12 protein-coding genes are annotated in these 13248 nt (G+C 45.5%); 5 read left to right on the forward strand and 7 right to left on the reverse strand.

Annotated elements, in window-relative coordinates; all coding sequences use genetic code 11:
• Positions 1–67: 67 nt before the first annotated feature.
• The 6 genes from fre to trxA all read right to left on the reverse strand — a co-directional run bounded on the left by fre (position 68) and on the right by trxA (position 5879).
• Positions 68–775, reverse strand: a complete 708-nt coding sequence (gene fre, locus AACQ17_RS12265; RefSeq protein WP_088728573.1) for an NAD(P)H-flavin reductase — start codon at positions 773–775, stop codon at positions 68–70.
• Between the two features lie 14 nt (positions 776–789).
• Positions 790–1059: a 2Fe-2S iron-sulfur cluster-binding protein gene (locus tag AACQ17_RS12270; protein ID WP_013855397.1), complete on the reverse strand. Its 270-nt coding sequence runs from the start codon at positions 1057–1059 to the stop codon at positions 790–792.
• Positions 1056–2912 carry a 4-hydroxy-3-polyprenylbenzoate decarboxylase gene (ubiD, locus tag AACQ17_RS12275; protein WP_094146967.1) on the reverse strand — a complete coding sequence of 619 codons (1857 nt, stop codon included), beginning with the start codon at positions 2910–2912 and terminating at the stop codon, positions 1056–1058. The genes AACQ17_RS12270 and ubiD overlap by 4 nt, the downstream gene beginning before the upstream one ends.
• A gap of 77 nt (positions 2913–2989) precedes the next feature.
• The gene (locus AACQ17_RS12280; protein ID WP_094146968.1) at positions 2990–3985 is read right to left on the reverse strand and encodes a hypothetical protein; all 996 of its coding nucleotides are present in this window, start codon (positions 3983–3985) and stop codon (positions 2990–2992) included.
• 108 nt (positions 3986–4093) lie between these two features.
• Positions 4094–5353, reverse strand: coding sequence for a transcription termination factor Rho (rho, locus tag AACQ17_RS12285; RefSeq protein WP_010319292.1), 1260 nt, complete (start codon positions 5351–5353; stop codon positions 4094–4096).
• 199 nt (positions 5354–5552) lie between these two features.
• Positions 5553–5879, reverse strand: a complete 327-nt coding sequence (gene trxA / locus AACQ17_RS12290) for a thioredoxin TrxA (protein WP_010319293.1) — start codon at positions 5877–5879, stop codon at positions 5553–5555.
• A 111-nt stretch (positions 5880–5990) separates the two neighbouring features.
• Here trxA and rhlB point away from each other — a divergent pair, with 111 nt between their 5' ends.
• Both rhlB and gppA read left to right on the forward strand, forming a co-directional pair.
• The gene (gene rhlB, locus AACQ17_RS12295) at positions 5991–7301 is read left to right on the forward strand and encodes an ATP-dependent RNA helicase RhlB (RefSeq protein WP_026027733.1); all 1311 of its coding nucleotides are present in this window, start codon (positions 5991–5993) and stop codon (positions 7299–7301) included.
• Between the two features lie 7 nt (positions 7302–7308).
• Positions 7309–8802 (forward strand): guanosine-5'-triphosphate,3'-diphosphate diphosphatase, encoded by a 1494-nt coding sequence (gppA, locus tag AACQ17_RS12300; protein ID WP_017045714.1) that lies wholly within the window; start codon positions 7309–7311, stop codon positions 8800–8802.
• Between the two features lie 105 nt (positions 8803–8907).
• Here the strand turns inward: gppA and AACQ17_RS12305 are convergent, their stop codons facing one another.
• Positions 8908–9582 (reverse strand): 7-cyano-7-deazaguanine/7-aminomethyl-7-deazaguanine transporter, encoded by a 675-nt coding sequence (locus AACQ17_RS12305; protein ID WP_026028324.1) that lies wholly within the window; start codon positions 9580–9582, stop codon positions 8908–8910.
• A 391-nt stretch (positions 9583–9973) separates the two neighbouring features.
• Between AACQ17_RS12305 and gmk the strand changes: the two genes are divergently transcribed.
• From gmk to spoT, 3 genes are all read left to right on the forward strand, one after another.
• Positions 9974–10597, forward strand: coding sequence for a guanylate kinase (gene gmk / locus AACQ17_RS12310; protein WP_094146969.1), 624 nt, complete (start codon positions 9974–9976; stop codon positions 10595–10597).
• Between the two features lie 103 nt (positions 10598–10700).
• Positions 10701–10973, forward strand: a complete 273-nt coding sequence (gene rpoZ, locus AACQ17_RS12315) for a DNA-directed RNA polymerase subunit omega (protein ID WP_013855406.1) — start codon at positions 10701–10703, stop codon at positions 10971–10973.
• Between the two features lie 39 nt (positions 10974–11012).
• The gene (gene spoT / locus AACQ17_RS12320; RefSeq protein WP_017045712.1) at positions 11013–13133 is read left to right on the forward strand and encodes a bifunctional GTP diphosphokinase/guanosine-3',5'-bis pyrophosphate 3'-pyrophosphohydrolase; all 2121 of its coding nucleotides are present in this window, start codon (positions 11013–11015) and stop codon (positions 13131–13133) included.
• Positions 13134–13248 lie beyond the last annotated feature (115 nt).

A 13248-nucleotide genomic window follows, 5' to 3' on the forward strand; every position in this document is an offset into this window, starting at 1 on the left:
AATAGCAGCCACAAAGCATCAAAAGAGAGCATTTCGCTCTCTTTTGATAGGCTTTAATCTCTCGATCTTAAATAAAAGCGTAGGCATCAGCAAACATGTGATCGCTTTTTGCATTTTTGTATTGGGTAAACTGTTCTCTTGCTGCTCCAGCCATATCAAAACGACCTGCAATATAAATGTCGTACGCTTCTAACGACTCGAAATCATCATTGATCGCTTGGAGTACATTGCCAACTTTACCATTCCAACTTTCATCAGCCGTTTCAACAACAGGTACAAAGTGGATGTTCTCAAATTGCTGAGCAATCTCACTCAGTTCTGTTTTTGCATAGAGTTGGTAAACGTCTTTTGCTCCCCAGTACAAATAGATAGCGTTACTTTTCTTTTGGCTAATACAGTGATCTAAAATCGAGCGTACATAGCTAAAACCTGTTCCTCCAGCAATGAGTAGTAGAGGGCGCTCATTTTCTTTTACCCACGCATCACCGTGAGGTGCATCTATATTGACTAAACCATTGTTGCTTAATGCCGTTCTCATTTTCTCAACCACTTCCTGTGCATAAGCATTGTGCTCGGCGGCACCAATGTGCAACTCTAGTTCACCAGAACGGCAAGGGCTGCTTGCGATAGAAAATGGACGTTTATCTTTCTCACCCATTTCTACCATGAGATATTGCCCAGCTTTAAATGCAAGAACACTTTCAGGTTGGAGGATGATTTTATAAGTATTAGAGGCTAATGGCTCAATTGACTTTACTTTACATTGGGTGGTCATGTTTTTCCTCTGACTTACTCTGCAAAAGTAAGTACTAAGTTACTTGTTGCAAAGGCTTGGCAAGGGAATATCCAACCTTGTCGCTGCTCTTCGTCAGTCAACATAGGTTCTAAGTTATATTCCACTACACCTTCTAATTTTCTGCACATACACATAGCGCATGCACCTATTTGACAACGGTGTGGAAAAGAGATGTTCTTGTTGAGCGCAGCTTCCAACACCGTTGTACCGTCTTGCACTTCAAAAGTATCGCCTTTCGGCAGCAAGATCACCGTATAAGTCATAAAATACCTAGCTCATCCCAGAGCGAGTCTATTTTGGTGACGACCTCGTGATCTTTTTGGATTGGCGTCCCCCACTCTCGCTGAACTTCACCAGAGAGTTTGTTGGTTGCATCCAGTAGGAGCTTGGAACATTGCCCTTCATTAGCTTCTATACGATCAGTATCTCGAGACGGATCCATGCGCGTGGTTATCGCCCAAATCACATCATTCCAATCTCGGATATTCACATCATCATCACAGAGCACAACAAACTTCAGATTTGAAAATGTCTCTAAAAATGCCCATATCTTTTTTAACAGCTCTTGAGATTGACCAGCGAACGCTTTGTTCATGGATACAATCAAGAAACCATCATTAGAAAATGGCACTAAATAGATATCAACAATCTCAGAATGATGTGCTCTAAGCTGATCCAAATGCTCAGCTTTGATCTGAGGAGCCGTTGATGGGGATGACTGTTGTCTTGTACCGTCACTCTCAACATCCCATTTAATGGTAGCATCTAAGCCCATTTTGGAGCCTAGCCCCACCACTGGAGAGGCAAAATCAAGTGAATCAATCGGTGTATGTTCGATGAATAAAGTGTCTCGGACTGGGTCCATATGTGTTGTCATTGCATTGATAACTGAATTCCAATCACGAGCATCGACTGATTCATCGCACACCACCACATATTTAGTGTACATAAACTGGCGAAGGAACGACCAAACTCCCATCATGACTCGCTTTGCATGACCAGGGTATTGCTTTTTCATCGTCACCACCGCCATTCGATAAGAACAACCTTCCGGCGGTAAATAGAAATCGACGATTTCAGGGAACTGTTTTTGGAGTATAGGTACAAACACTTCATTTAACGCAACACCAAGCACAGCTGGTTCATCAGGTGGGCGTCCGGTATAAGTGCTATGGTAGATAGGATTGCTGCGCATTGTGATATGCGTAACCGTAAAGACACGATGCTTTTCAACTTCATTATAGTAACCCGTGTGATCACCATAAGGCCCTTCGTCAGCATATTCGTTTGGATCTATGTAGCCTTCCAGCACAATTTCCGCACTAGCAGGCACATCTAGATCATTACTGAGCGATTTAACCACTTCTGTTTTACTGCCTCGTAGCAATCCCGCAAAAGCATATTCAGAAAGCGTATCTGGCACTGGTGTCACCGCGCCTAGAATGGTTGCAGGATCAGCACCAAAAGCCACTGAAACTGGGAAATTCTCTCTGGGGTGAGTGTCCATCCAATCTCTTAAATCTAGAGCACCACCACGATGCGCCAACCAACGCATGATGACTTTGTTTTTACTGAGTTTCTGTTGGCGATAAATCCCGAGATTTTGTCGCTTCTTGTTTGGCCCTTTAGTGATGGTCAGCCCCCAAGTCAGAAGAGGAGCAACATCATCGGCCCAACAACTCATCACTGGGATTTTGTCTAAGTCAACATCGTTGCCCTGCCAAACAATCTCCTGGCAAGGAGCCTTGCGTAGTCGTTTGGTTGGCATGTTGAGCACTTGCTTAAATAAAGGCAATTTATCGATAGCATCTTTGAAGCCCTGTGGTGGCTCAGGCTCTTTGAGATAAGCCAGTAATTTGCCGACTTCCCTTAACTCTTGGACATCTTTACGCCCCATGCCGATCGCGACGCGTTTTGCGGTGCCAAACAAGTTAGTGAGCACCGGAACCGTATAACCGATCGGGTTTTCAAATAGCAAAGCAGGACCTGCGGCACGCAAAGTGCGGTCGCTAATTTCCGTCATTTCATAATGAGGGTCAATCGGGCAAGTAATGCGTTTTAGTTGGCCTGTTTTTTCCAGATGGTCAACAAATTCACGTAAATCCTTAAAGCTCATAGGCCTACTACATCGCTGATTAAACTGCAGGCAGTATAACAAAAACAACCCATTAACGATCCCCAAATTTCATAGGGTTATTGAGAGAGGGCTTGCAAAATACCACGACTTTTCACCTGAGAATTACTCACCAGTAAATCCTTTAGCCAGCGGCTGTGTCCTTGCTCGACCAAAGCAGTGGCCACTAAATTGACCTCTTCATTGATTGACATTCTGGCTATCAGAAAGTCGCGGATATCAGAACGCATGGGGCTGATGCGAACTAATGCCTTAATCGCTTGTACTTTTAAACTTGGATTTTCACTGGCGGCCATGATCTGTTTTATCGCAAATTCATCGCTTACGCTGGCTAATCGTGTGAGTTCCTGCTGAATGGAGAAATCGACCCGCATCAGCCACAGGAGTTTATAAATTTTAGGATCTTCACTAACTTGAGCTAATCGAACCATCACTTGTGTGGAAGGCAACCATCCGGTCACTGGCTCTGATGTCAGTTGCTCAGTGAGCGCAGCTAAAGCACTTGGGGATAGTGTATCTAACTCGCGGATCAGTAACGTTTCGCGAATTTTTACTTGATATTGAGTCCCTGACAACCATGTTTTCAGTACTAGCTCTTGGCGCTCCGCCTTCACCAAGAAATCGAGAATGGTTTGTTCCTGCCGCCAACGCTTTAATAAACGGCTGGCTATCGCAGAAGAGTCAAAAGCTGGGGTTGAGAATTCATAGCCTTGTTCTTTTTCGACAACTTGATAAGTGGGTGCAAGCGCTTGCTGCTCTTCAATGAAGATCACCATATTCGGCGTTAGCGCGAGATCCAACTGCTCGATTTTTTGCAGCAACAGAAAACGTGCGGCTTCTTGCGGTAATAGCGCTAAACGTTGTAATGAAAAACGCAAAGAATCAAATTCATCATGTACCGCGTACTGCAATAGCTCTGCACTTTTATGGCGAATTTGTTCTTCCTGAAGCCATTTTTGAGCTGTATCAGACGTTATTTCTATAGAGGCAGCACTTGGCCACGCACAAAATAAAAATAGCGAGAGGAGAAGCGACGACAACATTCCTTGTTGCATTTTAACCTCCTTGTAACATTTAGCCTATTGTGGAAGGTTAATGGGTCAAATGCAAACAAAAACGCCACCGATAAACGGTGGCGTTGGTCATACTAAACTTAGCGTCTATTATTGACGGCGCATCGCATCAAAAAACTCATCATTAGTTTTCGTCATCGCGAGCTTATCAATTAAGAATTCCATTGCGTCACTTTCACTCATTGGGTGAACGATCTTACGCAGAATCCACATTTTTTGTAACTCATCAGGCTTAGTAAGCAACTCTTCACGACGAGTACCGCTGCGGTTGAAGTCGATAGCAGGGAAGACACGTTTTTCCGCAATTTTACGGTTAAGGTGCAATTCCATGTTACCTGTACCTTTAAACTCTTCGTAGATAACTTCATCCATTTTAGAGCCAGTATCAACCAGTGCCGTCGCAATAATCGTTAAACTACCGCCTTCTTCTACATTACGAGCCGCACCAAAAAAGCGCTTAGGACGTTGCAATGCGTTGGCATCCACACCACCAGTCAACACTTTGCCAGATGACGGGATCACTGTGTTGTAAGCACGAGCTAAACGTGTGATGGAATCAAGCAGGATAACGACATCTTTCTTATGCTCAACCAAACGTTTTGCTTTTTCGATCACCATTTCTGCCACTTGTACGTGACGCGAAGCTGGCTCATCGAACGTAGAAGCAACCACTTCACCTTTCACAAGGCGTTGCATTTCCGTTACTTCTTCAGGACGTTCGTCAATCAGTAGCACCATCAACACACAATCAGGATGGTTGTTAGCAATACTTTGCGCGATATTTTGTAGCAACATGGTTTTGCCCGCTTTTGGCGGAGCAACAATCAAACCACGCTGGCCTTTACCAATCGGAGAGGCAAGGTCTAGAACTCGTGCCGTAATGTCTTCTGTCGAGCCATTACCACGCTCCATGATCATACGTTCATTGGCATGCAGTGGAGTTAAGTTCTCAAATAAAATCTTGTTACGTGCATTATCCGGTTTGTCGTGGTTAACGGTGTTAACTTTTAACAATGCGAAATAACGTTCGCCTTCTTTTGGTGGGCGAATTTTGCCAGATACTGAGTCACCGGTGCGTAAGTTGAAACGGCGAATTTGGCTTGGTGATACGTAGATATCATCAGGGCCAGCTAAATATGAACAGTCGGCGCTACGTAAGAAACCAAAACCGTCTTGAAGAATTTCCAAGACCCCATCACCAAATATATCTTCACCACTTTTTGCGTGCGCTTTTAGGATGGAGAAGATGATGTCTTGTTTTCTTAGACGCGCTAGGTTTTCGAGGCCTAGGCTCTCACCAAGTTTCACAAGATCAGACACAGGTCTGTTCTTCAATTCTGTTAGATTCATTGTGGTGGATACTTGTTTAGTCAAAATAGGATCTATTTTCTAGTTAAGATGGATTTTGGTCTCAGGATCGACCAAGAAGTGAACACTTGTCTAATTAACGTGCGATAAACTAGCACTAAATAATAGCCTAGTCTAGAGTTTGTTTCTTTTCAAAAAAACAAAGCCGTGCATCAGAAAATGTACGGCTTTGCGATACCTGTTATAGGTTTGCGTCCAAAAACTCTTTCAATTGAGTTTTTGATAACGCACCAACTTTCGTTGCAGCGACGTTGCCATTTTTGAACAGCAGCAAGGTTGGGATGCCACGAATACCAAACTTAGGTGGAGTACCTGCGTTGTGGTCGATATTTAATTTACCGATAGTCAGTTTGCCTTCGTACTCGCTAGCGATTTCATCCAAAATTGGTGCAATCATCTTACAAGGACCACACCATTCTGCCCAAAAATCAACAAGAACAGGGCCTGCAGCTTTGATTACATCGTTCTCAAAACCATCATCTGTAAGCTGCAAAATCTTATCGCTCATCTTCCACTCCAATATGTTTTTCTGCACTGATTATAAGCTAACCAGTAAATAGATGCTCTATTGGAATGTATTTACTTTCGTATTGCAAGCTTAAGCTGATATTCTATGGCGATGAAAAAGACACATATCACAGAGCAAAAGTTCGCCGATTTGGGATTACATCCTCAAGTTGTTGAAGGATTGGAAAAAAAAGGGTTCGATTACTGTACCCCGATCCAAGCCTTGGCGTTGCCGGTACTGCTCACCGGCCAAGACATTGCAGGCCAGGCCCAAACAGGGACTGGTAAAACGCTTGCGTTTCTCGCTGCTACTTTTAACCACTTACTAACAACCCCTGAACATGAAGGGCGAAAACCGACGCAGCCGCGTGCCATTATTATGGCTCCGACTCGTGAGTTAGCGATTCAAATTTATAACGACGCCGAACCTCTGATTGCCAGTACTGGCATCAAAGCCGCGCTGGCTTACGGTGGTGAAAGCTACGATAAGCAATTGTCTAAGCTGCAAGATGGTGTCGACATATTGATCGGTACAACAGGACGTATCATCGATTTCTACAAACAACACGTGTTTAACTTGAATAATATTCAAGCTGTAGTGCTGGATGAAGCCGATCGCATGTTTGACCTTGGTTTTATCAAGGACATTCGTTTTCTGTTTCGCCGTATGCCTGAACCTAAAGAACGCCTGAACATGCTATTTTCAGCCACGCTTTCTTATCGCGTTCAAGAATTGGCGTTCGAGCACATGCATAACCCTGAGCACGTGGTTGTTGAACCAGAACAAAAAACTGGCCATCGCATCCAAGAAGAGCTGTTCTACCCGTCTAACGAACATAAGATGGCGCTATTACAGACACTGATAGAACAAGACTGGCCAGATCGCGCCATCATTTTTGCCAACACAAAACACCGCTGCGACTCTATTTGGGGTCATTTAGCCGCAGATGGGCACCGTGTCGGCTTGCTAACGGGCGATGTACCACAGAAGAAACGTGAAAAGATCCTTGAGCAATTCACTACCGGTGATGTCGACATTCTTGTTGCAACCGACGTGGCAGCGCGAGGCTTACACATTCCTCAAGTCACACACGTATTCAACTACGACTTACCTGATGACTGTGAAGACTACGTGCACCGTATTGGTCGTACAGGTCGCGCAGGAGAGAGTGGTCACTCGATTAGTTTTGCCTGTGAAGAGTACGCCATTAACCTAACCGCGATTGAAGAGTACACCGGGCACGCAGTTCCTGTTTCTGATTACGATGCATCGGCGTTGATTGAAGACTTACCACCGCCAATTCGTCTGCGTTCTCGTAATCCTCAGCAGCGCCGTACTAATAACAATGGCCCTCGTACTGGCAACCGTAAGCCACAAAGTCGTCGCCCACGTCAACCGCATCAAAGTAATAAGGGTTCGTAATCCATTTATGAGTAAAGCCGTCTCCTCGCCGCTCTACGCTGCCATCGACCTTGGGTCGAACAGTTTTCATATGCTCATCGTGCGTCATATTGATGGCAGTGTACAAACGATGGCCAAAATAAAGCGCAAAGTACGCTTGGCCGCCGGGTTAGATGATAACAACGCTCTTAGCCAAGAAGCGATGCAGCGAGGATGGGACTGCCTCAGTTTATTTGCGGAACGACTACAAGATATACCCGCCAGCAATATCCGTATTGTTGGCACTGCCACACTGCGTACAGCCACCAACGTTGAGCTGTTTTTAACTCAAGCCAACCAAATACTCGGCCACCCCATTCAGGTTATTTCCGGTGAAGAAGAGGCGGCCACTATCTATAAAGGAGTGGCGCACACTTCGGGTGGCTTAGGACGACGCTTGGTTGTCGATATTGGTGGGGCCAGTACTGAACTCATCATTGGTGAAGGGTTCGATGCCAAAGCGTTAACCAGTTTAAAAATGGGCTGCGTCACTTGGCTTGAGCGCCATTTTAAAGACAGACAGCTTAACGCGGCTAACTTTAATCGAGCGATCGATGCGGCAAAACAGACGTTAGCGCCTATCCTTGAGCAGTACACACAGTTAGGTTGGGATGTGTGCGTGGGTGCCAGTGGCACAGTACAAGCGTTGCAAGAGATTATGCTGGCGCAAGGGATGGATGAGGTGATCACTCATACCAAACTAAAACGCTTGCAAAAACAAGCGATGCTCGCCGATCACTTGGAAGAGCTTGATATTGAAGGCTTAACTTTAGAGCGAGCGTTAGTTTTCCCAAGTGGCCTATCGATTTTAATTGCCATCTTTGAACTGCTCGAGATTGAATCGATGACTTTAGCTGGCGGCGCATTGCGTGAAGGCTTAGTGTATGAAATGGTCGAAGAGCTGCGCCAAGATGACATTCGAACGCGTACCATCAATAGCGTTCAGGTGCGATATCAAATTGATGTTGACTACGCCAAGCAAGTGGCTCAACTTGCCCAATCGCTGCTCAAACAGTGTGGGGGGGAAGATTGGATTGCGGAACCGCAAGCTGAAATGCTGCTCACTACCGCTGCACAATTGCATGAAATAGGGTTAGCGATTGATTTAAAAAAAGGCGGTGAACACAGCGCCTACCTGCTACAAAACCTCGACTTGCCCGGCTATACCCGTGCACAGAAACACTTTCTAGGCGAAATTGCTCGTCGTTATCGCGAGCAGCTCTCTTCATTGCCAGAGCAGTACGCTCTGTCGGGTAACAGCGCCAAGCGGGTGTTACGTTTACTGCGCCTTGCCGTATTGCTCAGCCATCGTCGTAACGAGGCTCTACAGCCTAAATTTACACTGCAAGCTCAAGGTGACCAACTGACTCTTCGGTTATCCGCCAAATGGTTAGCGGCCAATCCTCTCACCACCGCCGAACTGGATATTGAAGCAAACCGTCAAAGCGACATTGGTTGGCCACTCATTATCGACCCATCATAGTTATAAGATGCAGACACATGAAAAAGCCCGAGCAGCACTTGCTCGGGCTTTGATTTTCTCTCTTCCTAGTATAATGGCTTGCTACTCCACTACTGAACATTTCAACTACTGAGCATTGATCCCAACGGTTCGAAAATCAGGGTTGACCGCTGTCAGCTTCCGGATCAAGTAATTGAGCAGCACACCGTACATCGGCACAAACAGGCCTAAACTGATCACCAGTTTAAAACCATAATCAACCAAGGCAATTTCGGTCCAATGTTCAGCCATGAACGGATCGGGGCTTTGATAGAAAGCAATCGCAAAAAAAGCGACCGTGTCTAATGCATTACCAAATAACGTAGAACATGTTGGCGCAACCCACCACTGCTTCATCTGGCGCAGACGATTAAACACATGCACATCCATAATTTGCCCTAGCAAATACGCCATAAAACTGGCAATCGCAATACGAGCAACAAACAGATTAAACTCATGAAGCTGAGCAAGCCCTTGGAATTGACCTTCAAAAAATAGCACCGAGAGTGCATAAGAAACAATCAAAGCCGGTAACATCACTAAGAAAATGATTTTACGAGCCAACGCTGCACCAAAAATGCGTACAGTGAGATCCGTTGCCAGAAAAATGAATGGGAAAGTAAATGCGCCCCAAGTGGTATGTAAACCGAATACAGTAAAGGGCAACTGAACCAGATAATTGCTTGATGCAATAATGATCAAATGAAATAGCACTAAAAGTGCCAAAGCTTTGCGCTGCTGCGCAAGGGTAAAGTAACTCATTGTGTACCTTTTTAGTTTGTTTTGGGGGCGAGGGAACCCAAATCGAAGAATTAGTCTTGCATTAATTTATAGGCCTAACACGCGTTCATATTCAAATCACGAGCTCAGCGGCGGGCGATTATACAGTAATAAACCCCCTCGACAAGCCTTGAAATAAGAGCAAACGTTTACTCATTGAAGAAAATATAACCATTCCAAAATTCCCCTTTCACAGCTAAAGGCCGACCTTTTTGTTGTAGACATCCATGGGAACGTGCTACTCTTCGCCTCCATTTTTTCTGGCCTTATTTTCATTTTCTAGGATGAAACTCTCTGGGTCAGTGCTATCTTTTAACATGCTGATAGACGCAAATATCAGTATTCAATCCTAACCTAACGTGGAACAGAACAGATGGGCAAAGGTACTCTTTATATCGTCTCTGCACCCAGTGGTGCAGGCAAATCAAGCTTGATCTCTGCGATGTTGGAAACCAACCCAACCTATGCGATGAAAGTCTCTGTTTCACATACCACACGCGGCATGCGCCCGGGCGAACAAGATAGTGTTCACTACCATTTTGTGCAAAAAGAGCTGTTTGAAGAGTTGATTGCTAAAGGTGAATTTCTCGAACATGCTGAAGTATTTGGCAACTACTACGGCACCTCTAAGGTATGGATTGAAAATAACCTCAACAAAGGCATTGACGTTTTTCTTGATATTGACTGGCAAGGCGCGCGTCAAATACGCGACAAAATGCCTGATGCAAAAAGTGTGTTTATCCTTCCTCCTTCAAAAGAAGAATTGGAACGCCGCTTGAATGCTCGTGGTCAAGACAGTGAAGCCGTCATTGCTAAACGTATGAATGAAGCTCAAGTTGAAATCTCGCATTACACCGAATACGACTATGTCATCATAAATGATGATTTCGATGTGGCATTAATGGATTTCAGAGCTATTTTACGTGCTGAACGATTGAAGCAAGACAAGCAAGCTGCTAAATATAACAGCATGCTCAACGCGCTACTGGCGGAATAATCACCCGCTCAAACAAGGCAAAGTCTATCGCTAGTATAAACAAAGATTAGACTGTATACTTTCTCGTCATTTAAAAATTTTTAGTTAACTATTTGGAGTTCTCATGGCACGCGTAACTGTTCAAGACGCTGTTGAAAAAGTGGGCAATCGTTTCGACCTAGTTCTGATTGCGGCTCGCCGCGCTCGTCAAATGCAAACTGGCGGTAAAGATTCATTGGTGCCAGAAGAGAACGATAAGCCAACCGTTATCGCTCTGCGCGAAATCGAAGAAGGTCTTATCACGAAAGATGTGCTTGATGCTCGTGAGCGCCAAGAGCAGAAAGAGCAAGAAGCCGCAGAATTGGCCGCCGTAAGCAGCATCGCTCACAACCGTTAATTCTGCCATTCAAATTCAACAACCTTCCGGGCCTATAATTTGTATCTATTTGATAGCCTTAAAGACGTTGTCCAAGAATACCTAACAGAGCCTCAAATTGAGGCTCTGCGTCAATCTTATGTGGTCGCACGTGAAGCCCATGAAGGGCAAACCCGTTCTAGCGGCGAACCTTACATTATTCACCCTGTTGCGGTTTCTCGAATTTTGGCTGATATGCGCCTTGATTTGGAAACGCTACAAGCAGCGTTATTACATGATGTCATCGAAGATTGCGATGTCACTAAAGACGATCTTGAAGCGCAATTTGGTCACGCCGTGGCGGAATTGGTAGACGGGGTTTCTAAACTCGACAAGTTGAAATTTCGTGATCGTAAAGAAGCCCAAGCCGAGAACTTTCGTAAGATGGTGCTGGCAATGGTGCAAGACATTCGCGTTATTCTCATCAAACTTGCTGACCGCACACACAATATGCGTACCCTTGGCGCATTGCGCCCGGATAAAAAGCGTCGTATTGCCCGTGAAACGTTAGAGATTTACGCGCCTCTTGCTCACCGCTTAGGGATTCATAACATCAAAACTGAGCTAGAAGAGCTTGGCTTTGAAGCATTGTACCCGAATCGTTATCGCGTATTGAAAGAAGTGGTGAGATCCGCTCGCGGTAACCGCAAAGAGATGATCCAACGCATCCACAGTGAAATTGAAGGCCGCTTGCAAGATTTCGGTTTGAAAGCACGCGTGGTCGGCCGTGAAAAGAACCTGTTCTCCATCTATAACAAGATGAAAACCAAAGAGCAGCGCTTTCACACCATTATGGACATCTACGCTTTTCGAGTCGTGGTCGACACTGCAGATACCTGTTACCGTGCATTAGGCCAAGTTCATAGTTTGTACAAACCTCGCCCGGGGCGCATGAAAGATTACATCGCCGTGCCCAAAGCGAACGGCTACCAATCTTTGCATACCTCGATGGTCGGCCCACACGGCGTCCCAGTTGAAGTGCAGATCCGCACTGAAGACATGGAACAAATGGCCGACAAAGGTGTTGCTGCTCATTGGTCTTACAAAGGTAATGGCGAACGCACTGGCACCACCGCGCAAATTAAAGCACAGCGCTGGATGCAAAGCCTACTTGAACTACAACAAAGCGCTGGCAACTCGTTTGAGTTTATTGAGAACGTTAAGTCGGATCTTTTCCCTGATGAAATCTACGTCTTCACCCCCAAAGGCCGCATCGTTGAGCTGCCTGTCGGGGCAACTGCGGTTGATTTTGCCTACGCGGTACACACCGATGTCGGTAATACCTGTGTTGGAGCTCGTGTTGATCGAAACCCTTATCCGTTAAGTAAATCACTGAAAAACGGCCAAACGATTGAAATCATCAGCGCACCTGGGGCTCGCCCTAATGCCGCTTGGCTCAACTATGTGGTCACATCTCGCGCTCGTACTAAGATACGTCAAGTGCTCAAAACCATGCGCCGTGAGGAATCGATCACACTTGGTAGACGTTTGCTCAATCACGCGCTGGGTGATCTTTCACTCAGTGACATCAGTGACGAGAACATTAAGCATGTGATTGGTGAGCTTAAAATGGCCACGGTCGATGATCTGCTGGCCGCGATTGGTTTAGGCGAACTGATGAGTATTGTCATTGCGCGTCGTCTGCTTGGCGATGCTGATGAGCTGACCGAAGTGGAAAGCAATGATGGCAAACCGAAAAAGAAACTGCCGATCCGCGGCGCTGAAGGTATTTTGCTCACGTTTGCTAACTGCTGCCACCCCATCCCAGACGATCACATCATTGCGCATGTATCTCCGGGTCGTGGTTTAGTGGTGCATCGTGAAACCTGCCCTAATGTTCGTGGCTACCAAAAAGAGCCGGATCGTTACATGGCGGTTGAGTGGTCTAAAGATTACGACCAAGAGTTCATCACCGAACTGAAAGTGGACATGCAAAACCACCAAGGTGCGTTAGCGGAACTGACGAATGTAATCTCGAAAACAGGTTCCAACATTCATGGCCTCTCCACCGAAGAGCGTGATGGACGTTTGTATACTGTTACTGTGCTGCTGACCACCAAAGATCGCATTCACTTAGCAAACATCATGAAAAAAATTCGTGTGATGCCTCATGCACTGAAAGTGCGACGCCGGAAAAATTAAACTATCCAAATAAATAAAACCCCTTGCGGCTAACCACTCATGGGGTTTTTTATTTGCCGATACCCTACTTCATCTTGCATTTTAGACGTCACTATTCAAATTAGCCGATGGCCTG

Source organism: Vibrio sp. V10_P2A27P122 (genome assembly GCF_963874335.1).
Classification (GTDB): Bacteria; Pseudomonadota; Gammaproteobacteria; order Enterobacterales; family Vibrionaceae; genus Vibrio; species Vibrio anguillarum.

What these genes read in the sequence shown, in the direction of transcription:
- fre (WP_088728573.1), bottom strand. Translation starts at nt 775, where the DNA reads ATGACCACCCAATGTAAAGTAAAGTCAATTGAGCCATTAGCCTCTAAT.
- AACQ17_RS12270 (WP_013855397.1), bottom strand. Translation starts at nt 1,059, where the DNA reads ATGACTTATACGGTGATCTTGCTGCCGAAAGGCGATACTTTTGAAGTG.
- ubiD (WP_094146967.1), bottom strand. Translation starts at nt 2,912, where the DNA reads ATGAGCTTTAAGGATTTACGTGAATTTGTTGACCATCTGGAAAAAACA.
- AACQ17_RS12280 (WP_094146968.1), bottom strand. Translation starts at nt 3,985, where the DNA reads ATGCAACAAGGAATGTTGTCGTCGCTTCTCCTCTCGCTATTTTTATTT.
- rho (WP_010319292.1), bottom strand. Translation starts at nt 5,353, where the DNA reads ATGAATCTAACAGAATTGAAGAACAGACCTGTGTCTGATCTTGTGAAA.
- trxA (WP_010319293.1), bottom strand. Translation starts at nt 5,879, where the DNA reads ATGAGCGATAAGATTTTGCAGCTTACAGATGATGGTTTTGAGAACGAT.
- rhlB (WP_026027733.1), top strand. Translation starts at nt 5,991, where the DNA reads ATGAAAAAGACACATATCACAGAGCAAAAGTTCGCCGATTTGGGATTA.
- gppA (WP_017045714.1), top strand. Translation starts at nt 7,309, where the DNA reads ATGAGTAAAGCCGTCTCCTCGCCGCTCTACGCTGCCATCGACCTTGGG.
- AACQ17_RS12305 (WP_026028324.1), bottom strand. Translation starts at nt 9,582, where the DNA reads ATGAGTTACTTTACCCTTGCGCAGCAGCGCAAAGCTTTGGCACTTTTA.
- gmk (WP_094146969.1), top strand. Translation starts at nt 9,974, where the DNA reads ATGGGCAAAGGTACTCTTTATATCGTCTCTGCACCCAGTGGTGCAGGC.
- rpoZ (WP_013855406.1), top strand. Translation starts at nt 10,701, where the DNA reads ATGGCACGCGTAACTGTTCAAGACGCTGTTGAAAAAGTGGGCAATCGT.